Origin of the sequence: Rufibacter psychrotolerans, from assembly GCF_016924645.1 — a bacterium.
Taxonomy (GTDB): domain Bacteria; phylum Bacteroidota; class Bacteroidia; order Cytophagales; family Hymenobacteraceae; genus Nibribacter; species Nibribacter psychrotolerans.
Map to the genome: position 1 here is coordinate 105,594 of NZ_JAFFJV010000015.1, position 23,233 is coordinate 128,826.

17 protein-coding genes are annotated in these 23,233 nt (G+C 55.8%); 8 read left to right on the plus strand and 9 right to left on the minus strand.

Annotated elements, in window-relative coordinates; all coding sequences use genetic code 11:
• Positions 1 to 94 precede the first annotated feature (94 nt).
• The 4 genes from JT718_RS20750 to JT718_RS14885 form a co-directional block, all read right to left on the minus strand.
• The gene (locus tag JT718_RS20750) at positions 95 to 3,817 is read right to left on the minus strand and encodes a DUF7619 domain-containing protein (protein ID WP_205503501.1); all 3,723 of its coding nucleotides are present in this window, start codon (positions 3,815 to 3,817) and stop codon (positions 95 to 97) included.
• Between the two features lie 270 nt (positions 3,818 to 4,087).
• Positions 4,088 to 5,491 (minus strand): dihydrolipoyl dehydrogenase, encoded by a 1,404-nt coding sequence (gene lpdA / locus JT718_RS14875; protein WP_205503502.1) that lies wholly within the window; start codon positions 5,489 to 5,491, stop codon positions 4,088 to 4,090.
• 290 nt (positions 5,492 to 5,781) lie between these two features.
• Complete coding sequence (odhB, locus tag JT718_RS14880; RefSeq protein ID WP_205503503.1) at positions 5,782 to 7,422, minus strand: 2-oxoglutarate dehydrogenase complex dihydrolipoyllysine-residue succinyltransferase; 1,641 nt, start codon at positions 7,420 to 7,422, stop codon at positions 5,782 to 5,784.
• An 85-nt stretch (positions 7,423 to 7,507) separates the two neighbouring features.
• Positions 7,508 to 10,270, minus strand: coding sequence for a 2-oxoglutarate dehydrogenase E1 component (locus JT718_RS14885; protein ID WP_205503504.1), 2,763 nt, complete (start codon positions 10,268 to 10,270; stop codon positions 7,508 to 7,510).
• A gap of 373 nt (positions 10,271 to 10,643) precedes the next feature.
• Here JT718_RS14885 and JT718_RS14890 point away from each other — a divergent pair, with 373 nt between their 5' ends.
• The gene (locus JT718_RS14890) at positions 10,644 to 11,243 is read left to right on the plus strand and encodes a DsbA family oxidoreductase (protein ID WP_240337111.1); all 600 of its coding nucleotides are present in this window, start codon (positions 10,644 to 10,646) and stop codon (positions 11,241 to 11,243) included.
• Positions 11,244 to 11,293: 50 nt separating this feature from the next.
• On the opposite strand, the gene JT718_RS14895 is transcribed toward JT718_RS14890, so the two are convergent.
• Positions 11,294 to 12,910, minus strand: coding sequence for a hypothetical protein (locus JT718_RS14895; protein WP_205503505.1), 1,617 nt, complete (start codon positions 12,908 to 12,910; stop codon positions 11,294 to 11,296).
• 194 nt (positions 12,911 to 13,104) lie between these two features.
• Between JT718_RS14895 and JT718_RS14900 the strand changes: the two genes are divergently transcribed.
• The 4 genes from JT718_RS14900 (at position 13,105) to JT718_RS14915 (ending at position 15,555) form a co-directional block, all read left to right on the plus strand.
• The gene (locus JT718_RS14900; protein ID WP_205503506.1) at positions 13,105 to 13,377 is read left to right on the plus strand and encodes a hypothetical protein; all 273 of its coding nucleotides are present in this window, start codon (positions 13,105 to 13,107) and stop codon (positions 13,375 to 13,377) included.
• Between the two features lie 127 nt (positions 13,378 to 13,504).
• The gene (locus tag JT718_RS14905; protein ID WP_205503507.1) at positions 13,505 to 13,768 is read left to right on the plus strand and encodes a hypothetical protein; all 264 of its coding nucleotides are present in this window, start codon (positions 13,505 to 13,507) and stop codon (positions 13,766 to 13,768) included.
• Positions 13,769 to 13,901: 133 nt separating this feature from the next.
• Positions 13,902 to 14,876, plus strand: a complete 975-nt coding sequence (locus JT718_RS14910) for a c-type cytochrome (RefSeq protein WP_205503508.1) — start codon at positions 13,902 to 13,904, stop codon at positions 14,874 to 14,876.
• A gap of 196 nt (positions 14,877 to 15,072) precedes the next feature.
• Positions 15,073 to 15,555 (plus strand): very short patch repair endonuclease, encoded by a 483-nt coding sequence (locus JT718_RS14915; protein ID WP_205503509.1) that lies wholly within the window; start codon positions 15,073 to 15,075, stop codon positions 15,553 to 15,555.
• 138 nt (positions 15,556 to 15,693) lie between these two features.
• Here JT718_RS14915 and JT718_RS14920 read toward each other — a convergent pair whose 3' ends face one another.
• Positions 15,694 to 16,245: a hypothetical protein gene (locus tag JT718_RS14920; protein ID WP_205503510.1), complete on the minus strand. Its 552-nt coding sequence runs from the start codon at positions 16,243 to 16,245 to the stop codon at positions 15,694 to 15,696.
• Positions 16,246 to 16,506: 261 nt separating this feature from the next.
• Between JT718_RS14920 and JT718_RS14925 the strand changes: the two genes are divergently transcribed.
• On the plus strand, positions 16,507 to 20,061 hold the full coding sequence (locus JT718_RS14925) for a BamA/TamA family outer membrane protein (protein WP_205503511.1): 3,555 nt from the start codon (positions 16,507 to 16,509) through the stop codon (positions 20,059 to 20,061).
• 90 nt (positions 20,062 to 20,151) lie between these two features.
• Here JT718_RS14925 and JT718_RS14930 read toward each other — a convergent pair whose 3' ends face one another.
• Positions 20,152 to 20,382, minus strand: coding sequence for a hypothetical protein (locus JT718_RS14930; protein ID WP_240337112.1), 231 nt, complete (start codon positions 20,380 to 20,382; stop codon positions 20,152 to 20,154).
• A 288-nt stretch (positions 20,383 to 20,670) separates the two neighbouring features.
• Between JT718_RS14930 and JT718_RS14935 the strand changes: the two genes are divergently transcribed.
• Together JT718_RS14935 and JT718_RS14940 are read left to right on the plus strand one after the other, a co-directional pair.
• On the plus strand, positions 20,671 to 20,916 hold the full coding sequence (locus tag JT718_RS14935) for a hypothetical protein (protein ID WP_205503513.1): 246 nt from the start codon (positions 20,671 to 20,673) through the stop codon (positions 20,914 to 20,916).
• 21 nt (positions 20,917 to 20,937) lie between these two features.
• Positions 20,938 to 22,035 (plus strand): MBL fold metallo-hydrolase, encoded by a 1,098-nt coding sequence (locus tag JT718_RS14940; protein WP_205503514.1) that lies wholly within the window; start codon positions 20,938 to 20,940, stop codon positions 22,033 to 22,035.
• Positions 22,036 to 22,154: 119 nt separating this feature from the next.
• Here the strand turns inward: JT718_RS14940 and JT718_RS14945 are convergent, their stop codons facing one another.
• Both JT718_RS14945 and JT718_RS14950 read right to left on the minus strand, forming a co-directional pair.
• Positions 22,155 to 22,877 (minus strand): PRC-barrel domain-containing protein, encoded by a 723-nt coding sequence (locus JT718_RS14945; RefSeq protein WP_205503515.1) that lies wholly within the window; start codon positions 22,875 to 22,877, stop codon positions 22,155 to 22,157.
• A gap of 24 nt (positions 22,878 to 22,901) precedes the next feature.
• The gene (locus JT718_RS14950) at positions 22,902 to 23,096 is read right to left on the minus strand and encodes a hypothetical protein (RefSeq protein WP_205503516.1); all 195 of its coding nucleotides are present in this window, start codon (positions 23,094 to 23,096) and stop codon (positions 22,902 to 22,904) included.
• Positions 23,097 to 23,233 lie beyond the last annotated feature (137 nt).

Below are 23,233 nucleotides of genomic sequence, written 5' to 3' on the forward strand. Positions count from 1 at the left end.
GGCTATTTTCCCTGAAACAGCCTTAAAACTAAAAAATAGAAGGCCTCTCCTGTAGCAAGGAGGGGCCTTCTATTTTTTACCTTGCACAGGTTTGTTACAGCTTTACAAACCTGCGCCGGTGCACCTCTTTGCCTAAGCCTATTTCCAGGATGTACACGCCTGGCACCAGGCTGCTCACATCCAGTGTTTTCTCCAGAACCGTAAGGGTTTTATCAACTGTGGTGCGCCGTACGGGTTTGCCCAGCTGGCTCCTGAACGTGACCTGTACCTGCCCCACGGCGTTGGAAGCAAAGGTGAGGGCAAGCTCCTCCCGTACCGGGTTGGGGTTGATCTTCACCTCAGAAGCTGCCAGATGCACCACCTGCTCCTCGTTCTCACTGGCGGCAAGGCAGCCATTGGTTACGGTTTGCACCCTGTACCGCCCCGAGTTCTTTACTACCAGGCTTTGTTGGGTACTGCCCACAAGCGGAGCTTCATTGAAGAACCATTGGTAGCTATCTGCCTGGGGGGCAACCAGGGTATCGCCGTTTTTGGCCAGTTTTATGGCTTTCGGGTGAATTCTGACGGTCACCTCCGCAGCAGGGCCTTCGCAGCCATTAAGGGTTTGGGTGGCGTAGAATGTGGCGCTACTTGTCACCGATGGGGTGAATTGGTTGCCGGCAGCAACCTTCTGCTGTCTGGCAGCATCTGCGTACCAGGTTATGTTGGCCCCTGTCGCCACCAAAGGCATCAAGGCATCGCCCTCACACTGCGATGGCACCTCCGCAATCACTGGGGAAGAAGGCAACTGATACCTGAAGATTTTCACCTGGCTGCTGGAGATCTTTTTACATAAAGTAGTGGTCCACTCCAGGACCGTCTCACCATATCCAATGGCCTGAACGGCAGAGTTAGGGTTTTGCGGGTCTGCAATAAAGGCTTGGCCGCTAACTACTCTCCATTTACCAACTCCTTTGGCAGGCATGTTTCCCTGCAAGACAGCCTGACTAGTTTCACATAAGCTGATGTTGCTCCCGGCCCTGGAAACAGTAGGTTCCTCTATGCCGCAATCAGTCACCGCAACCGCCACGGGTGAAACGAGCACTGTATCTCCTATGATGTTGGTGACTTCATTGGTAGCGATAGGCCTGTTAAAATCAAAATAGTTATGGGCGGTGTTTTTGATCACAGTGCCTTTAGGGTTGCCTGGATTCTGCGCAATAGAGAACTTCACAAACCCATGGCTGCCCGGCTCATTTGTTTTATGGTCTGGCAGATTAATGTTTTTAAAGGTAAAGGTCAGCACGGGTCTCCCCTTGCCCGTGACGGTATAGGTGAACGGATGCGAGGCCGCCCCCACCCGCAGCGAGGCAATGTCCAGGTGCTCACTGATGGTGTCCTTTACCACCACATTGTAAGCCACATCAGTACCCGTGTTCTGGAACCTGACCAGGTACTCCAACGCATCCTCAGCCTTGATATAATGCCGGGCCGTGATACCCTTAGGGCTCACCTGTTTGTCGTTGGGGTCATAGCTGTCCACAATCTCCAGGCAGGAAATATCCACCTCCGCGTCGGCGTCATCCTGGTAGAAGTTGTCAATGGGCTGGGGCATGGCCTGGAACGGAGTGCCCACCGGAATGCCCGGAGGCTGCAGACTTACGGCAGGTCGGCTCTGTCCCGGATGGTGGGGCACCTGGTCCACCTCCAAGCGGAAGGTGACCAGTTGGGCGGGTACTTCTAAGGTGGTGGAATCTCCTTGCCGTAGTTTGACTTTCCCTTGCCTCACCAGGGCAGTATTGGCGTACACGCGGTACGCGGTGCTGTCTTCCATGTCGCCTTGCCCCTCGTTGGCAATGGTAAATTCTGCCGTCTGCTGTTGGTTGGTGAAGTGAGCGGCCAAGGCCACGCTGGCCTGGCTCCACTGCTGGCTGCGGGGAGCACAGGCATTCTTAGGCGTGATAAAAGCTTTGACGCACTGGCTCAAGCCCCTGATCTCTTCCTTCCAGCAGATGGTAGAATCTGCATTCACAAAGCTTTTGCGCTCGCCTGGTTTCAGGGTACCAATCTCAAAGATGAAGGCGGAATCTTGCCGGGCTACCCACGGCAAACTGCTGCTGATGGGCACTACATATTGCGGGTAAATCACCATGACTCTCACGTTATGGGCGGCTGCGGTGCCCTCATTGGCGTAGGTAACGGTGGTATTGCTCCTGAAACAGCGCCGGCGGCGGTCAGCGGCTATGTCAATGGTGAGTTGCGGGCACTCGGTTACCTGGGTCCCGAAGTTTAGATTATTGACTTCGGCCAGGTTTTCAGAAGTGGTAACGGGCACTGCGGTATTGCACACCCGCCGGATGGTTGTTTTGGAGGCTGCCCCAAACAAAGGGGTTATCTGGTACTCTCCGGGCTCTAACCTGATGGAGTACTCCCCCTGGCTGTTGGTAATGCCGTAGTAATCTCCGGGCTCTGCTTTTATCAGAATATTCGCAAAGCCTTGCTCGTGCTCCTCCGGCCTGCAGTTTCCGTTTATGTCATTGAACACTTTTCCGCTTACCCGTGTGGCCAAGGCACCGCTGCTATCAGCCAGGTGAGCGATGAAAATGTCGTCCAGGCCCGCTCCCTGCAGTAGCTTGTTCCCTAGCAACAATCTGTTTTTGAAGGACCCTGTGTACACCAGTTCCTTCTGACCGGGATTGAAAGCAATTTCGGGCTGTTCCCCAAAGTAGTTCACCAGCCAGACTTTTTCGCCTGCAAGGCTTAACTTACTCAGGAAAACATCCTGCACCAGGGTGGTAGGAGCGGTACTAAACAGGGTATCGTTTTCTGCCAGAATGCCTCCCGCAAAGATACCTGCCAGATAAAGCGCATTATTGCCGTACACCAACTCGGTGGGTTGCATGAAACTGCCTAACTCCCCCTTCCTGACACCCATTATTTTGGTTGCCCACAAAGCTTTGCCGGCGGGGTCAAACTTCAGCACAAGGCAGTTAGCAGCAGGAGAACCTTCAATGAGAAGGTCATCTATCTGCACTGCCTTTGCCCGGATATCTGAGGTGGCACTAAGCGAAAGATAGAGGTTATTGTCGTTGTCAATTACCAAGCCGCCGTTCTCTGAGGTGTTGAAAATAAAGGGAAGCGCCTTTGCCCACACCACTTTTCCTGCTGCGTCTTGCTTGGCAATGAACGGGGTAGTTAGAAAGGGATTTGATGCATCTTCAGGTTTGGCAGGCTCCAGGGTGATTTCGTCCAGGCTGGCTTTTCCAACAAACGCCCCACCTGTTACTACATTTCCTTCACTATCCAGCTTTACATCCTGGTACTGGAGATTGTAATTAGGCGAGCTTTTACACCAGACCACGTTTCCTTCTGGCGTAAATTTCCCTAGAAAGTCGCGCTCAGCCGCTTTTGCCGGCACGTGCAAAGGCAGCGGTATGCCCATGAAGTTATCGCCAAAGAAGGAGCCCACCACATAGATGTTGCCTTGCTTGTCAAGGGCTACGCTCTTGCCCCTTCCCTTTTGGAAGCCGGCCCCTTTGAACTCCTTTTGCCATTTTACGCTTCCTTCGCTGTCAAGCTTTAGCAGGGAAAAACTGGAGGTTTGCGCGTCTGCCCCCTGCCCCACCACCACAACATTTCCCTCGGCATCTACTGCCAGGTCGGTGTATCTATGGTCAATACTGCTGCCTTCATCATCCTTCACCCAAACCGCTTTTTTGTCTTTCCCATACTTGGCAATGAAGCCTCCTTTTTTCCGCTGCGGGATGCCTTCAAACGCTGCCCCATCTTTGCCGCCAACATGCCCAATGACATAGGTCCATCCCTTTGCATCTGCCACTACTTTTGACGCATAGTCATAGCTATCTGAGCCGATGGATTGCACTGAAGAAATTACTTGAGCCTGCCCAGGACTAACAGAACAACAGAGAATACATAGCAAGACCTTCAGGAAGAAGTGCTTCATAAAAGAGATGGAATACTGTATAGGAATAAACTATAGCACAAGGATACAGTAAATCTGCACGAGTTGACAACTGTTAGCCCCTAAAATGCAAAAGCCCAGCCGTGTTACACGACTGGGCTTTCCTAGTGATATTATTTCCAGAGATTAAATATGAATGGCTCTGTTCTCTGTAGCGGCTAAACAGGCTTCTTTCATGGCCTCAGTATAGGTGGGGTGCGCGTGGCTCATGCGGGCGATGTCCTCGGCAGATGCCCGGAACTCCATGGCCACCACTGCCTCCGCGATCATGTCTGCGGCACGTGGCCCGATCATGTGCACGCCCAAGATTTCATCTGTCTGCGCGTCTGCCAGTACTTTCACGAAACCATCGGTGTCCATAGACGCTTTGGCGCGGCCTGAAGCTTTGAATGGGAACGAACCTGCTCTGTATGCTACGCCCTGCGCCTTCAACTGCTCCTCAGTGAAGCCTACCCCAGCCACTTCTGGCCAAGTGTATACCACACCCGGAATCAGGTTGTAGTTGATGTGCGGCTTTTGGCCCGCTATGATTTCGGCTACCAGCACTCCTTCTTCTTCGGCTTTGTGCGCCAGCATGGCTCCGCGTATCACGTCGCCAATGGCGTAGATGCCCGGCACGTTGGTTTGCAAGTGATCGTCTACGGCAATCATGCCGCGCTCACCCAGTTGTACCCCGGCATTCTCCAGACCCAAACCTTCGGTGTATGGCTTACGCCCAACGGATACCAAGCAGTAGTCGCCTTCAAAGGTAACCGTTTGGCCTTTAGGAGACTCAGCGGTAACTACTACGCCTTCGCCTTGCACTTCGGCCCCGGTTACTTTGTGCCCGAAGAAGAACTCAAACCCTAAGGTCTTTTTCAGCACACGCTGCAGTTCTTTGCCTAAAGAACGGTCCATGGTAGGGATAATGGCATCGGTGTACTCTACCACAGACACTTTCGCGCCTAAGCGGGCATACACAGAACCTAACTCCAGCCCAATCACCCCACCGCCAATCACGATCAGGTGTTTTGGCACTTCTTTCAGGGCCAAGGCCTCGGTAGAAGTGATAATGCGGTTCTTGTCTACGGGCAGGAACGGCAGGTTGATGGGCTTAGAACCCGTCGCGATGATGGTTTTTTCCGTCTCAATCTGCTGCTCGGCGCCGTCTTGCCCAGTGATTTTGATAGTGTTTTTGTTCACGAAAGAGCCCAGACCGTTGTACACGTCTACCTTGTTCTTCTTCATGAGGTACGCAATGCCGTCGTTGTTAGACTTGATCACGTCACCTTTGCGGGCAATCATCTGCTCCAGGTTCACTTTGAGATTATCCAACTCAATACCGTGCGTCTTGAAGGTATGCGCGGCATTGTGGAAGTGCTCAGATGAATCCAATAAGGCTTTAGACGGAATACAGCCTACGTTCAGGCAAGTACCACCCAACACTGAATATTTCTCAATAATGGCGGTTTTCAGGCCCAGCTGCGCACAGCGGATAGCGGCCACGTAGCCTCCCGGTCCTGAACCGATTACCGTTACATCGTATTTCATGATTTTTCTATTTATGGAGGAAACAGACCCTCGTTATTTTAACACAGGGGGGCAGAACTAGAACCCACCCCTTCCCCTCCCAGGAGGGGAATTTTGAGCTTTAGACGCTCTCCCCTACAGGAAGCGGCCTTTACTCAGTTAGCAATTAAAACTATCTTACTTTATCTGAAACTCCCCTCCTGGGAGGGGCAGAGGTGGGTCTGCAGCTTATCAAGGTATCCTCTCCGCCCACCCATAACGTAAAGGAGGAGCAAACCTGACGCTTACCCCTCCCTCACAGATTCAATGCACTAAACGCCCAACAGGAGTCTCATTGGATCTTCCAGCAACTCTTTTACGCGCACCAGGAAGCTCACCGACTCACGGCCGTCAATGATGCGGTGATCGTAAGACAGGGCCAGGTACATCATCGGACGGATTTCCACCTGGTTGTTGATAGCCACCGGACGATTCACGATGTTGTGCATCCCCAGGATAGCCGATTGCGGCGCGTTGATGATGGGTGTTGACATCATAGACCCGAACACCCCACCGTTGGTGATGGTGAAGGTACCGCCGGTCATCTCATCAATGCCCAGTTTGTTCTCACGGGCACGCTTAGCTAAACGAACGACTTCTTTCTCGATACCATCCAGGCTCAGGCCTTCGGCGTTGCGGATCACCGGAACCACCAGACCTTTAGGCGCAGAAACGGCAATGGAAACGTCGCAGAAATCGTTGTACACGATCTCGCCCCCGTCAATCTGGGCGTTAACGGCTGGCCACTCTTGCAGGGCCACGGTACAAGCCTTCACGAAGAACGACATGAAGCCTAAGCCTACCTCGTGCTTCTCTTTGAACTTGTCTTTGTATTTGGCCCGAATGTCCATGATCGGCTTCATGTCTACCTCGTTGAAGGTGGTCAACATGGCCGTTTCATTTTTCACCGCTACCAGACGGCGGGCAACTGTTTTACGCAGGCTGCTCATTTTCTCGCGGCGGCTGTTGCGTGAACCCGCAGCGGCCGGAGCCGGAGCAGCAGATTCTTTGGCAGCAGGTGCGGCAGGAGCGGCGGCAGGTTGTGGCGCCGGAGCAGCCGGACGAGCCTGGGCGTTCTGGGCATCTTCTTTGGTGATGCGACCATCTCTGCCAGTACCGTTCACGTCTGCAGCGTTAATGCCTTTCTCAGAAAGGATTTTGCCGGCAGCCGGCGATGGCGTACCGCTGGCGTAGGTAGAAGCCCCTGAAGTGGCAGCAGCAGCCTGCGCTGGTTGTCCAGACGGAGCAGCCGTTTGCGGAGCCGGAGAAGTAACCACACCAGAACCAGCACCTACTTCAATGCGGCAGATGGTAGCGCCAATTTCAATGGTGTCGCCTTCTTGGGCAACAATGCGCAGGACACCGGCCGCTTCGGCAGGTAATTCAAACGTAGCTTTGTCAGACTCCAGTTCACACAGCACTTCGTCCATGGCTACCTGGTCTCCGTCAGATTTCAGCCACTTAGAGATCGTTACCTCGGTAATCGACTCTCCCACGGTTGGAATTTTCACGTCGATGGTCTGACCGGCACCGCCACCCGTGGTGGCTTGGTTCTGGGTACCGTGGCTTGGCGTGTTTTCCGCCGCTACTGTGCTCTGCGGGTCGGTCACGCTTTTATTTTCAGTGAGGGTGTGCTGCGTAGAAACAGTGGTAGGTTGAGGAGTGGAAGCGCCTTGGCCGGCCCCGTCAATGGTACAGATAACCTCCCCGATTGGAATGGTATCGCCTTCCTGGGCTTTGATTCTAAGAATACCAGCGGCTTCGGCGGGCAATTCAAAGGTAGCCTTATCTGATTCCAGCTCGCAGATCACCTCGTCCATGGCAACCTGATCGCCGTCTTGTTTCAACCATTTCGCGATGGTCACTTCCGTGATGGATTCCCCAACCACTGGTACTTTTACTTCTAAGCTCATACTTTCTTTTTGGCTTAAGATGATCACTTAAGTCTGTTTTGGCCCTGTTTTCTGGGGAACAGGGCCAAAACAGCTTTTACCTTATTTAAATGCTGAAGGCGCGTTCAATGATGCTGCGCTGCTCTTTCTGGTGGATTTTGTTGTAACCGGTAGCCGGAGATGAGCTTGGCTTACGGGATACCACATCATCAATGTTTTTGCGCATCACGCTCAGGATGTAGGTCCAGGCACCCATGTTATAAGGCTCTTCCTGTACCCAGATGATTTGTGCCTCTGGGTATTTCTCCAGTTCACGCACCAACTGTACTTCTGGGAACGGATGCAGCTGCTCCAGACGGATGATGGCTACATCTTTGCGGTTGGTTTTCTGCTGCTCTTCCAACAGGTCGTAGTATACTTTACCAGTACACAGCAACACTTTGGTCACGGCTTTCGCCTCTGCGTACGCATCGCCAATTACTTCCTGGAAAGATCCCTGGGCGAAGTCTTCAATTGGCGACATCACGTTCTGGTGACGCAGCATAGACTTTGGCGACATGTGGATACATGGCTTGCGGTACGGCGTAGCCAACTGACGGCGCAGCATATGGAAGAAGTTTGCCGGCGTGGTACACTGGGTCACGTACATGTTGTACTCCGCGGCCAACTGCAGGAAGCGCTCAGGACGGGCATTGGAGTGCTCTGGTCCCTGGCCTTCATAGCCGTGCGGTAACAACATCACCAGACCGTTCATGCGCTGCCACTTAGATTCAGTGGACGAGATGAACTGGTCAATCATCACCTGTGAACCGTTGGCAAAGTCACCGAACTGCGCTTCCCAGATCACCAGGGCGTTCGGGTTAGCCATAGCATAACCGAACTCAAAGCCCAACACGCCATACTCAGACAGCAGGGAGTTGTAAATATGCAACTGCTGCTGGTTTTCCTGGATGTGGTTCAGGTTGGTGTAAGCCGCGTTGGTATTGGCATCACGCAACACCGCGTGGCGGTGCGAGAAAGTACCACGGCGCACATCCTGTCCGCTCATGCGCACAATCTTGTTTTCCAACAGAATGGAACCGTACGCCAGCAATTCCGCCGAAGCCCAGTTCAGGGAGCGGCTGTTGAAGAACATATCCTGGCGCTCTTTGATGAGCTTCTCAATCTGCTTCAGCGGCTTGAAGTTCTCTGGCAAAGTACTCAACGCCTTTCCTACTTTCTCAATGGCCTCTACCGGAATACCGGTTTCTGGCGATTGGTGGAAATCCTCTGGCTTAGAACGGCGCAGTTCCTGCCACTCTTTTTCCAGAACCTGGTAATTGTAAGGCAATGGCTCCTGCTTCACCATGTCCAGACGCTCCTGCAGCATCTGCCGGAACTCCTTGTCCATCTCATCGGCTAACTTAGCGTCTACCTCACCGCGGCTTACCAATGATTTGTTGTAAATCTCGCGTGGGTTAGGGTGCTTAGAGATAAGATTGTACAACTGAGGCTGGGTGAACTTAGGCTCATCTGCCTCGTTGTGGCCATGGCGGCGGTAGCACACCATGTCAATGAAGATATCATTGTGGAAACGCTGACGGTATTCCGTAGCTAGGCGTACGGCAAAAACCACAGCCTCCGGATCATCACCGTTCACGTGCAGCACCGGTGCGTCAATGATCTTCGCTAAATCAGTGCTGTAGATAGAAGAACGGGCGTCTTCAAAGTCGGTGGTGAAACCAACCTGGTTGTTGATCACGAAGTGGATGGTACCGCCGGTGCTGTAACCTTCCAGCTTGGCCATCTGGGTAACCTCGTAGCCAATGCCCTGACCTGCTACCGCCGCATCACCGTGGATGAGGATAGGCAGAATTTTATTAGTGTCACGGCCATACATGGAATCCAGTTTGGCGCGCACAAAACCTTCTACCACCGGGTTCACCGCCTCTAAGTGCGAGGGGTTGGGAGCCAGTTTCAGGTTAATTTTGTGGCCATATGGCGTGTCAATCTCGCTGGAGAAGCCCATGTGGTATTTCACGTCACCATCGCCCATGGTCAGGTCTGGCACGGCCGTTCCCTCAAATTCAGAGAAGATCTGCTCATAGGTTTTGCCCATGATGTTGGCCAGCACGTTCAAACGACCGCGGTGCGCCATCCCAATCACTACTTCCTGCACGCCAAGTTCGGCACCTTTGTCAATGATGGCATCCAGGGCCGGGATAGTGGTTTCGCCACCTTCCAGGGAGAAGCGTTTCTGCCCCAAAAACTTGGTGTGCAGGAAGTTCTCAAACACCACCGCCTCGTTCAGCTTAGACAGAATGCGCTTCTTGTAGTCGATGGAAGGATTGAAATTGATAGACTCCTTCTCAGCCTTCTGCTTGAACCACTCCAGCACCTCTGGGTCGCGGATGTACATGTACTCAAACCCGATGGTTCTTTCGTACACTTTTTTCAGGGTAGCCAGAATGTCGCGCAGGGTGGCAGCGCCTAAGCCAAGCTCAGAACCGCTCTGGAATTTAGTGTCCAGATCGGCCTCAGAAAGCCCGAAGTCAGAAAGGTCCAATAGTGCCTTGCGGTCTTTACGCGGACGCACCGGGTTGGTGTTAGACCGCAGGTGACCGCGGGAACGGTAGGCATAGATCAGGTTTCTCACCTGAATTTCTTTCTCTACCTCACTGGCAGAGACGCTGGGGGCAGCGCCAGGAGCGGCGGGTTTTGCGGCAACCGCTGCTTCCCCGTTTTCACTGGGGTAGCTCTGGGAGAAATCAAACCCCTCAAAGAATTTCTGCCAACCAAAATCCACCGAACCTGGATCTTGCTGATACTGCTTGTACAGTTCATCAATGTACGCTCCATGCGCGTTGGCTATATAAGAGTATTTATCCATAGAATTGAAAGTACTTACTTGAATCGCGGCAAATTATAAAATCATGACCAATAGACATAACCTTAGATTCGCATAAGCAAATATATAAACCACATTAACAAATTATCAGTAGTTCTGGGATACATCTGCTTTGATACGTTCTCTTCATCTAAGGGGTACGTGATTTATTTTGATTTTGGCGAAATTAGAGATAAATAGATAAGGCACAAACCTTTACTCTAACTCTGCTTTTAATTCTTCACTTTCCCCGTTTTCTATTCATTATTCTATTTTTAAGCCAAAAACAGGAGCCTTTTTCCTGACGCATTTCCTCGCTGAGCATCCTTTCTCCAAGGTTACGAGTACACAAAAGACTACCTACGCTTGTTTTTGTATGATACCCAAAATCACTGTTTACTCAGATTACGTTTGCCCCTACTGCTTTCTGGCGGAAGAAGAAATAAAGAAAGCCCAGAAGATAGTGGGCCAGGAAATACCCGTGGAGTGGATGCCTTTTGAACTCAGGCCCGCCCCTACCCCCACCCTGCGGCCGGAGGAAAGCTACCTGCAAACCACCTGGAAAAACTCAGTCTACCCCATGGCAAAGGAATTGGGCGTACCTATCCAACTGCCCACTGTGTCACCGCAGCCGTACACGCATCTGGCATTTGAGGGGTTCCAATATGCCAAAGAACAGGGCAAAGGAGAAGCCTACACCCACCGCCTGTTTACGGCCTTCTTTCAGGAAAGCAAGGACATTGGAGCAATAGAGGTGCTCACGCAACTGGCCGGGGAGATAGGGCTTGAGGCCAGCGCCTTTCAGGAAGCCGTGACTTCGCGCAGGTACCAGACTGCCCACGCGGCTGCGCTGCGGCACGCTGTGGAAGAAGTGGGCGTAAGGGCCGTGCCCACCATGGTTATTGGGGGACACACCATCCGAGGTATGCTGCGCGCCGAGGACCTGGCCAAGGTACTGCAAAGCTTCTCCTCCTGATACGCCTCTCTGTTTTAGGCCTGTTTTGGGGAAATCTGCCTTGAAACGGCTTACTCCCGGTTTCTTACCCGTACAAAAGCCGGAACCTCCGCCGCGGTCTGGAAGAGTTCTGCGTTGGTGATGGGCCCGGCCTGCAGGTTCACGCCATTGGTTTCATCCAGCACCACTGTTTTCTTACGCCACCCCTCCAGGCTTGATCTGTCGGTGACTTCATCCAGGCCCGCGCCGCCGTGCACGTAGACATAGGAGCCTTTCTGGGCCGTTCCGCGCACGTCAAAAATATCCTTGCCGCCCAACCCATAAAGCCTGATCTTTTCGGTTTCTACGGCAAAAAACGTGCGGCTATAGACTTTGGCGCCGTTTACGTTGCCTGGGCCCAGGCGGTAGACTTCCACCACGGTTCTGCCCTGCGGAAGCCGCTGCACCACAAAGCGTTCTGGTTCATCTGAGCCCACCACGGCCACTTCCCGGGCCAGGATCTTGTAGTACTCCTCCGCCACCTGCACCAGCAACCGTCTGCGGCTCCTCAGTTTCTGGAAAGTCTCCTGCCCCACCAGGGCATACACCGACGGGGGCAGGCGCCGGGCCGCCACGTGCAGCACAGAATCAGAAAGGGCGGTCTGCATCTCGCGCGCCAACCTCCTGAAATCAACCAGGGTAACCTCAGACAGGGCCCGGGCATCCAGGAAGGCCGCGTTGATGGTGAGGCCGTACACGTCTTTGAACCGGGCGTGGAAAGACTCAAACTTGCGGGCGGCAAACTTGCGGGTGGCAATCCAGGGAATCACGCCGTCGTCGTAGAGGCAAAGCGCCTGGTCCCGGTCTTTAGGCACGGGTTTGTACCACACCTCCTTGCCCTGGGCATACACGGCCCAGTCCCACTGGCCCTCGTGGCGGTCCCAGTCGCTGAGCAGCATGTCCAGGAGGCGGGCTTTAGCGAAGGCCCACTGGTCAATGCGGTGCCGGCTGGAGCCATAGCGCCGCCGCAGCATCTCCTCGGTACTGACCAGGTCAGAGGCCGGCCCGAACTCCTTTGTGAGCGAGGCTTTGCTGGTAAACTTCTCCTCCATGAGGAACAACTTGTTCCCGAAGAGGTTGGCGTACTGCCTGAAACTCTGGTCTGAAGGGGGCACATACACCAGTTGCGGGTGGGAGTGAAAGATACCGGCGGCATGGGCCAGCGGCTCTACCACCAGCGCCGCATACGGGTTGGTAGCCGACACCTGGTCGCGCACGAAGGCGCCCACAAAGGTTTTCCGCCAGAACGGGGGCAGCACGCTAATAGGGTCTTTGTCTATGGAGCGCAGCGCAAACCGGCGGCCCAGGGAGTCTACCAAGGTAAGGCTGGTGGTTTGCATGCCGCCGCCCAGTTTCTCAATGGCCAGCCCGCCTTTGGCCTCCTGCATGTGAAAGACCTTGGCTTTTACCGGTACCGCCCACACCGGGCGGTAATGCTCGCCCAGGAAAAAGGCGGCCGCCTTGCTGACTTGGTAATGGGCGCCGGCACTCACTGTCACACAATCCCGCACCACAGGTTGTGCAATCCGGTTTCCTCCCAAGGCAGGCAGGGGCCCGCGTTCCCCTGCCTGTTCATCCGTAAAAAAGAAGCTCACCAGTCCGTACAGGAACAGCCCCCCCAGTAGTGCCAGTAGAATTCTTCTCTTCATGTAAGCGCAGTAGACTAGAGTACAGCTTTACCCCAAACCTTTGCCAAAGGTTAGCCGGTTTAAGGGCAACGTTCTTCCTCCCATTACGCAAAAACACCAGAAAAACGCTATCTTTAGGCTTGTGAGCAGGCGTTAACCTTACCAGTTTGCCCTGCGTTTAATCAATTCTACCCAACCTTAACCTTACTTTACCTATGGCAAACAGTGCTACCTACACCGGAATCACTCCAGATCTGTATAACACGCTAAGAGGCAAATTGGGCGCAGCGGGCATTGAACTGGCCGGCAACAGCGGCCGCGTGTCTAAGCAAGGCGTTACCGCCGATTATGCGTATGAAGAAGCCACGCAAACCCTGCAGATCAACAACGTACAGGTGAGCTTTCCGGCCAGTATGATGTTCAGCCCAGACAAGATCATCCAGAAGATAACGGAGGCGGTACGCGGCGCCGGCGGACAGGTGGCCTAACTTGTTCTAAAAAAGCGCGACCTTAGCGGCTGCGTTTGCGTATAAAAATCCCGGTTCGGCCCCACAGGCCAGACCGGGATTTTTTGTACACCTTGACTACCTCTAGAGACACCAAGAAACTAACACTATGGAACAATCACAGAATACCTCCACCCAGCTTGTACAGCCCAAAGATTTCGCCAGAACCGTAGAGTCTATTGTGCACGTGTACCAAGGCAACCATGATGTGCTACCAGATCTGCTGGCTGATGCCGGCCGGATGTTGCTCAAGGTGCGTCAGAAAATGACGCCCGTGCAGCTGGTGCTGTCGGTGGCCGCGGTGGCCATTGGCGCCATTGTCCTGGTTTCTTACAGCGGCAACCAGTTCAGCGACGCGGAAGAAGTGAAGTAGCACCTTTTGCCCCACGCAGAAAAGCCCCGCTTATACCCATAGGCGGGGCTTTTTGTTTCAAGACAGTCGCTTAGTTCTTTTTATTATAAGAATGTTTATATTATATTTATAGTAAACAAGAACAGAGTGACACATGAAAAAAGCAAGCAAGTACTTATTCATGGGCATGGCTGGACTACTGGTGGTAGTGTTATCTGCCCTGGCATACGTGAAGGTGGCCCTGCCCGATGTAGGCGAAGCCCCCGAGATCAAGATCACCGGCACTGAAAGCCAGGTTGCCCGCGGCAGGTACCTGGCCCACAACGTAATGGTGTGCGTTGACTGTCACTCTGAACGGGATTGGACCAAGTACTCTGGTCCGCCCAAACCGGGCACCTGGGGCAAAGGCGGCGAAGCCTTCTCCAAGGACATGGGCTTTCCCGGCACCTTCTTCGCCCGCAACATTACCCCGGCCGGCGTGGGCGACTGGACCGACGGGGAGCTGTTCAGGGCCATCACCGCTGGGGTAGACAAGAACGGGCAGGCCCTGTTCCCGGTCATGCCCCACCACCTGTACGGCCAACTGGCCCAGGAAGACATTGAGGCCGTGATTGCGTACATCCGCACGCTGCCCGCCATTGAGAACGACATCCCAGACTCGCAGCCGGAGTTCCCCATGAACTTCATCATGAACACCCTGCCCAGGAAAGCCAGCCTCAAACCCATGCCCGCCAAGTCAGAGACGCTGCTGTACGGCAAGTACCTGGCCACGGCGGCAGCCTGCGGAGAGTGCCATACGCCTAAAGAAAAGGGCCAGAACATACCAGGAATGGAATTTGCCGGCGGCATGGAGTTCAAGCTCCCGGACGGAAGCACCCTCCGGTCGGCCAACATTACGCCCGACAAGAAAACTGGCCTGGGCAACTGGACCAAGGAGGCCTTTATAAACCGGTTTAAGCAGTACAATGATTCTTCGTTCCACACCCAAACGGTAGCCAAGGGTGCGTTTAACACGGTCATGCCCTGGGTAATGTACGCCGGCATGGAACAGCAAGACCTGGAAGCCATTTACGCCTATCTGCAAGACATTCCGGCAGTACCCCACCAGGTGGTTCGCTACAGCAAATAAACACCAGAGGTATTAGCGTTAATCTTTTTACCGGAGCCGTTTGGGCCTGTTTTCTCAGAAACAGCCCTAAAACGGCTCCTTCTTTTTTGGGCTACGCCAACGGTTTGTAGCCTGCAAAGGTGCGCCGGGCGCAGAAAGTGGAAGGCTTGGGCACTCACGGCGCGCTGTTTATGTTTTCTTTGCACACGCCCTTGGTATGCCCCGCAAAAAGAAGAAGAAGTACGCCGCTGCAGATGCCGTTCCGCTCACCGCCCAGGAGCGGGTGAGCCGTTACATGCGCGGCAACAAGTCCAGGGACACGCAGCCGGAGTTGCTACTGAGGCGCGCCCTGTGGCAGAATGGCTTGCGCGGCTACCGCATTCATTGGAAGCACGTGCCGGGCAAGCCCGATGTCTGCTATCCCGGCCGCAAATTGGCCATCTTCCTGCATGGGTGTTTCTGGCACCGGTGTCCGCACTGCCTGCCCGCCATGCCCAAAACCAACCTCCCCTTCTGGACCGAAAAATTCACCCGCAATCAGCAGCGGGACCAGCAGCACCGTCAAAAACTTAAAGCGGCAGGCTGGCAGGTACTGGTCATCTGGGCCTGCCAACTGCACCAGGACCTGGCGGGCTGCCTGCTTACCATCAAGGCCTTGCACCAAGGCGTGCCGGAGAGCTATTGGGTAGAGGCCGCGTAACTTTTGCGGCTTAGCACACACTCTCTGTTTTGGGGCCGTTTCGCCAAAAACACGCCCTAAACACCAATTGTGCCCTCCGCTTGCTTTCTATTGGGAAGCGCACTTCAGCAGTCTAAAAAACAACAGCGAGGCCTGGGTTTACTCCCAACGGACTGGCACGCCCAACTTACGGGCGGTATACCCCGCGGCCGAGGCATGCAGTTTGGGCAAGACCTGGTTCAAATCGTCGGCAAACTCCACGTGCAGGTCTTCGTGCAGCTTTTGCAGTTTCTGCAGCGCCTCCTGCGTCTGTTTGGCCAGGAACACCCCCAGCGGTTCGGTGGCGCCGGTTAGGTCACGCACCAGGTCCTGCTGGTATAACAGTACTTCCTTTAGCAGCAACAGCAGCAGGCTGACTCCCCCGTAGGCATCGGCGGTTACTTTGGCGTGGTTGTTCAGGAGCGGGCACAGCGCCCGCAAAGCGATCAGCAGTTCAGAGGCGTTGTAGTAAAAGCCCTGCGCCACGGCCTGAATGTGGGCATGCAGCGCTTCTCTTCGGGTTTCCAGTCCATCGGGGCCTTCCAGCAACTCAAAGGCCAGCTGCTCCTGCAGCAACTGGTTGGGCGTGAGCAGCTGCAGCAACAGTTTGTCTTTGCGGGCGGCGGGCAGAGCCAGAATGGCCTTGCGGAGTTCTTTGTCTAACGCGGGCATAATGCGAGTCTTCTTCTTAGCGTGAAACAACAAAACGGCCCGGTTTATTCCTTTTCGGGAAAGATTGCCCCAGGCAGCAGGCTTGCTGGCAGCGCCGGCATGAAAGCAGGGGCTGCGCCAACCTTAGAGGGCCAAAACTGCGTAAACAGCGGCAAACAGCCGGTGCATCCCGGTTTTTCAAAGTACGGTTCCTTGTTTTGGCCCTGTTTTCCAGAAAGCAGGCGCAAAACCAGAGAGCTGCCAGCTCCTTAAAAAATGAACATGAGAGACTATTTACCCTACAGGGTAATCCTTCTTCAACTTTGCGCCTGGGTGTTTGCGCCCCTGGTTGCCTGGGCCCAATTGCCATCCCTGCCATCTGGTTCTCCCTCGTACACGGTGCTGCTGGCCGGCCGGTGGTCGCCGGGTCAAACTGCGGCGGCTCCCCTGCCGCTGTTGCAAGCCCAGTTGCAGCAATCCGGCGAGAAAAGCGCCCTGGTGCTCATCGGGAATCCTTTTCAGCCGGCTACCCTGCCGGCTGTATCGGCGGCCAACCGCAAAGAACTGGAGGCGCAGCTGCAGCGGCAACTCAACTACCTGCAAGGCTACCAAGGCAAGATCATCTTAATGCCCGGCGAGCATGACGCCAAGGGCCGCGTGGTACAGGAAGTGAAGAACCAGGAACGGTTTATTGCGCAGTACCTTAATAACGAGAAGCTGGTCTTGCCCGAGAACCACTGCCCCGGCCCCTCTGAGGTGGCCCTCACCGATGACGTGCACCTGCTCCTGCTAGACACCCAGTGGCTGCTGCCCAACCGCCGCATAGACGAGGAAGAGGAACAGCGCGGCTGCCCCACTACCGGCGGCACCGCCACCCTGGCCGCCCTGGACGACGTGCTGCGCAGCAACGAGGAGAAGAACCTGCTGGTGGTCATGAGCATCTCGCCCCAGATGAAGAACCTGGAGTACCGCCTCATGCACCGCCAGCTGGCCCAGATGTACACCCAGCACAAGGGCCTGGTACACGCTGAGGGCAACTCGGCCGCCCTGGCGCACCAGACCAAGGACAGCGTCCACTTTGTTTCGGCGGGCTTGGGCGCTGACAGCCGGAAAATTTCCAAAGACGCCACGGCGCACTTCTCGCAGGCCAGCGCCGGGTTTGCCAAGCTGCTGTATTTCCCCAACGGCGAAACCTGGCTGGAGATCTGGACCGCCCCAGACGCCCAAAGCGCCCAGGGCCAGGTGGCGCACCGGGCGCTGCTCTCGCGCAAGCTCACCCAGCAACAGCTAGAGGCGCAGATCAAACGCATGAACCTGAACTTCGCGGGGCAAAAGGCCAGCCTGCCGGCCAGCCTGGTGTACAAGGGCAGCGGCTTCAGAGAGTGGCTGCTGGGCGAAAACTACCGCCCCGAGTGGCAAACCCCCGTTACCCTGCCGGTCTTTGACATTGGTTCCCAGAAAGGCGGCCTGAAGGTGGTGCAGCGCGGCGGCGGCTTTCAGACCGTGTCCCTGCGCCTGGAAGACAGCACCGGCCGCCAGTACGTGCTGCGCTCCGTGGAGAAATACCCCGACGCGGCCCTGCCCCGCATCTTGCGCCAGACCATTGCCGCCGACGTGGTGAAAGACCAGATCTCGGCCTCGCACCCGTATGGCGCGCTGGTGGTGCCAAGGCTGGCCAGCGCCGTGGGCGTGTACCACACCAACCCGCAGTACTTTGCCATTCCGGAGGATCCGCGGTTTGGGAAGTACCTCAAGGGCTTTGCCAACACCATTGGCCTGTTTGAGGAACGTCCCGACGAAGACATGTCTGACCTGGCCAGCTTCGGGAATTCTGAGAACGTGGTGGGCACCGACAAAGTCCTGGAAAACACCCTGGAAGACCAGAACGACGAGGTGGACCAGCGCAGCCTGCTCCGAGCCCGCCTCCTGGACTTCTTCATTGCCGACTGGGACCGCCACGACGACCAGTGGCGCTGGGCCGAGTTCAAGAAAGAAGGCAAGGGCAAGCTCTACAAACCCGTACCGCGCGACCGTGACCAGGCTTTCTTCGTGAACCAAGGGGTGATCCCCAACATTGCCAGCCGCCGCTGGATCCTGCCCAAGGTGCAGGGGTTTGACGAGAGCCTGCGCGACATCAAGGGCTTCAACTTCAACAACCGCTACTTTGACCGCTACTTTCTCACCAAACTGGAACGCGCTGACTGGGTGGCCATGGCCGATTCTGTGCGCGCCGCCCTCACCGACGAGGCTATTGACGAGGCCGTCCGTGCTTTGCCGCCAGAGGTGTACAGGATCTCCGGTGAGCGCCTGGCCAACACCCTCAAAGCCCGCCGGGCCTACATCCGCCGCGACGCCGAGGACTACTATGAGTTCCTGGCCCAGAAAGTAGACGTGGTGGGCACTGATCTGGAGGAACAGTTTGAGGTAAGACGCGAGCCCGGCGGCTCTACCCTGGTCACCATCTACAAGAAAGGGAGCACCGCCCCCGAGGACGAGCTGTACCGTCGCCGCTTCCAGCCCGATGAGACCCGCGAGATCAGGCTGTACGGCCTGGGCGGCGCCGATGCGTTCAACGTGCAGGGCCAGGCCTCAGACGGAATAAGGGTACGCATCATTGGAGGCGACGGCCAGGACGCTATCACAGACAGCTCCAGCGTGGTGGGCCTGCGCCGCCTGACCTACGTGTACGATGCCCCTAACGGCACCCAACTGCAGTTGGGCCCTGAGGCCCGCAACCTTACCCGTAAACGGCCCACGCCGGTGTATGACCGCCGCAGCTTTAGGTACAACTACCTCGGCCCGCTGGCCTCCATTAATTATAACCGCGACGATGGCTTTATCCTGGGCGGCGGGGTGCTGCTCAAAACCCAGGGCTTCCAGAAAGAGCCGTATGGCATGATGCAGCGCCTGGAAGCCAGCTATGCGTTTCAGACCAAGTCGTTCATGGTAGACTACGGGGCCCATTTCCCGCAGCTGAGGCTAGGCCTTGACCTGAAGGTGAACGTGAACTGGAAAAGCCCGGGCTTCTCGCAGAACTTCTTTGGGTTGGGCAACGAGACCGCCTACAACCCAGACATAGACATTGAGTATTACCGGTTCCGGTCTGCCCAGTTCTACGCCAACGTCTTGGCCGGCCGCAAGCTGAGCCAGTACGAGACCATCTTCGTGGGTCCGGCTTACCAGACCGTGAACGTGGAGCGTACGCCGGGCCGGTTCCTGCCCGAGCAGCTGACCACCTCAGACCGGCTGGCCGGCTACTATGAACCGCATGCCTACGCCGGGGCCCGCATAGAATACGTGCTAGACTCCCGTGACCTGGCGGCCCTGCCGGCCAAGGGGGTGTACTGGCAAGTAGCCGCCGACCTGCTCAAGGGCACTAACCGCCACTCGGCAGACGTGGCGCGGGTGCACTCGCAGTTCGCCCTCTACCAGACCCTGCGCATTCCGCTGAAGCTGACCCTGGCTACCCGCTTTGGCGGCGGCCACACCTTTGGCGATGACTTTGAGTTCTTCCAGGCGCAAACCCTGGACGGCCCCACCATGCTGCGGGGCTACCGCCGCAACCGCTTCAGCGGGCAAAGCACCCTCTACAACAACACGGAGGCCCGCCTGCGCCTGTTCAGCTTCACTACCTACCTGTTCCCTGCCTCCATCGGGGTCTTCGGGTTCCATGACATTGGCCGCGTGTGGATGGAAGGCGAAAACTCCAAAAAATGGCACCGAAGCCACGGCGGCGGCATCTGGCTCTCGCCCCTGAACCAGGTGGTCCTCTCAGTGGGCTTTGCCGCCTCACAGGAAGAAAACCAGTTCCTGCTCCGGGGCGGTTTCCAGTTCTAACCCGTAGGACCCATAAAAACAGAAAGGGCTGGCCATATGGCCAGCCCTTTCTGTTTTGAGGCTTTTTTTGGTAAAAGACCCTTAAAACGCTTAGTTCAGGAAAATAGAGAACAGCTCAAACCGGTTAGAGGAAAAGCTCCAGTGCGAGGGTGATGGATGAATCTCCTCGCCGGTGGCATCAATAATGGTCACCGCCATTCCTTCTTCCTGGTTGAGGGGCTCAGTGAAATGTTTCACCGTGTACACGTGCCCTTCCTCAATCCACTCTTCTGGCTCAAAGTTGGGGAGGGTGGCATCAATACACTTGGCGTAAACCGCCATATAGCTAGGTGGATAGATCAAATTTACCATGTCTTATAAACTGTAAACAGGTGAGAAAAATTCCGGCGTGGCATGGGTCTTCCCCTAAATTAAGGCCCTGCTCCTTCGTTAGACCAGCACGCGCCTGCCGTTTAATGTCATGACTAGTATACGCACCTATTCTGACTTTTCCAACAAAGGGTGGCAGAAATTGCCGCCAGAAAGGCACCCTCTTTCAGATATGTCCGTACAAACACAAGCCGGTTTGCCCGGTATTCACTTGTTTTTACACCATAACGTAACCGCACCATGGAACAGGATAATAAATTCAACGAGAAGGAAAAACTACCCAACGGCACCCAGGCGGCCGATGACCTGAAGCAAACCTCTGAAGAGCCGGGAGCCGGTGCCAATGACAAGGCCAGCTTCCAGCAAGGCGGCCAGCAGCCGGGCAATAGCCAGGGCGGCCAGGGCGGCCAGTCTACCGACGGCGAGAAGAACTCCCGCCATGACGCCGGCGATGAAATGAGCGTGTTTGGCCGTCTGGACAGTTAAACGAAGCAGGCAGAACCCTCTATGCAAGACCAGATAAGCAACGTTCTGCGGCAGAAGCAGCACTCCTGCTTTCCGGTGGCACCAGGTGTCATGGGCCAGGAAATTGTTTTCGTGAACCTGTACTACGTGGAGAACCCAGACAAATCCTGGGTTTTGGTTGACGCCGGACTGTACGGCTCCGCCGACCGCATCAGAAAAGCCGCCGAGGAGAAGTTTGGCAAGGGCAATCCGCCCAAGGCCATCCTGCTCACGCACGGCCACTTTGACCACGTGGGCGCCCTGCAAACCCTGGCCGACCTCTGGCAAGTGCCGGTGTATGCGCACCCGCTGGAGTTGCCTTATCTGACCGGCCTGTCCAGCTATCCACCGCCCGACTCCAGCGTGGGTGGGGGCGGCATGGCTTACCTCTCGTTCATGTACCCCAAAAAGCCCATCACGTTTAGAGGGCAACTGGAGACGCTCCCCCCTGATGGCTCGGTGCCCTTTTTGCCGGAGTGGCGGTGGGTGGAAACGCCCGGTCACTCGCCGGGGCACGTGTCGTTCTTCAGGGAGCATGACCGGGTGTTGCTGGTGGGCGATGCCTTTGTGACCCGCAAACCCGAGTCTGCCCTGGCCGTCTTAACCCAGAAACAGGAAGTGTGCGGCCCACCGGCCTATTTCACCCCCGACTGGGAAGCGGCCCGCACCTCGGTGCAACGGCTGGCCGAGCTGCAACCAGAAATTGCGGCCAGCGGGCACGGGTTGCCCATGCAGGGCCCGGCCCTCAAACAAGGCCTGAACGACCTGGCGCGCCTCTTTGACCAGTTGGCCATCCCCAACCGGGGCCGTTACGTGCCAGAGCCTGCGGTGACAGATGCCACCGGCGTGGTGCAGTTACCGCCCACCGTGAACAACACGGTGCCCAAGGTGCTGGCTACCGCCGGCTTGGTGGCACTGGCCGGTTTGGCTACCTACGCGCTCACCAAACAGCGGAAATCCAGAACGTACTCCCGCGTGAAGCGCACCTGGCCGGCACACGCCGGTACGCCCCAGCGGCCTACCCCTGGGCCCAGCGCGCCGGAGCATGCTTCCTTTTCGCATGGTTCTGATGAGGTAGAAGCCACCAACAACTACCCGTGACACGCCCCACTTAACACAAAAAGAGGAGCCGGCTCTAAAACCGGCTCCTCTTTTTGTTTACAAGGTTTTCCGTTTCAGGGCACTTTTCTGGAAAACTGCTCTGAAACAGATGGTGCCCGTTAGATCCCCAGGGCTTTCCGCTTCAGGACGGCGAACTCCTCCTGGGTGATGGTGCCCTGGTCCAGCATGTCGCGCAGGCGCTCAATGGTGGCGATGTCATCGTGCACGTGGCTGCCGCTGTTCGCCATGGTACCGCTGCCAAAGCTGGAGGTTCCGGTGCCATAGGTATCTGACGCCATGTGGTCATGGGCTGCTCTGTGCTGGGAGCGGCGGCTGTAAAACCGGTCTTCGTCAAACTGTTCGCGGTTGTAGAAATCAGCGCCGGGAGTTCCCATGCCGGAGGTTGGCTGCGCCGAGGAAGTTGCAGTGGACGAGCTGTTGTACGAATCTGCAGGGCTGGTGACCGCATGCATGACCCGGTACTCATAGTCTGCGTCTACCGCGCCGCCCCGGTAAAACGGAATGCGGGACAAGGTGGACTGGTCCATCCCGATGAACACCTGGTCGCCGTCGTTGTCTAGTTGCGCCGCGCCAATGGGCACCAAGATGTGCCGGGCGTCGGTGTCGGGCAGCACGCGGTCTTTGTCTACGTCTACATCCAGGTAGCGCACTTTCATGAGTTCGCGGTCTACAATGAGATCATCTACCTTGCCAATGCGCTTGCCGTCTGAGCCTATCACTTCCCAGCCCCTCACGTCTAAGTCTCTGCTGGCTACTTTAAAATCTTTAAGGTCATGTAAAGGGGCGAGCCTTGCCACCCCGTCGTTTGCATGGTATGCCATAGTACTTGGTGTTACGGTAGAGGGTTAAACAGACAGGAAGGCAGGCGCCAGGGGCATGACCATACCGGCCGGTACGCCGGTGTCGGTGTTCATGGTGTCGCCGTTTTGGGTTTCAAAGAAGTATTTGTACACCAGCCAGCCCACTACCAGCAAGACCAACAGCGCAATGATCCAGGCCCAGCTAGATCGTTTTTTGGGTTCAATGTTTATTTCAGCCATAGTTTTAGTTTGTTTAAGGTCAGTGCAGCAGGAAGGACTGCATTCTTGCGTACGAAGCTTTCACCCAGAGGTTTATACCCGGGCCATTCTGCACAATACCGCACCGCACAAACGCACCAAAACCAATACAAGGCACG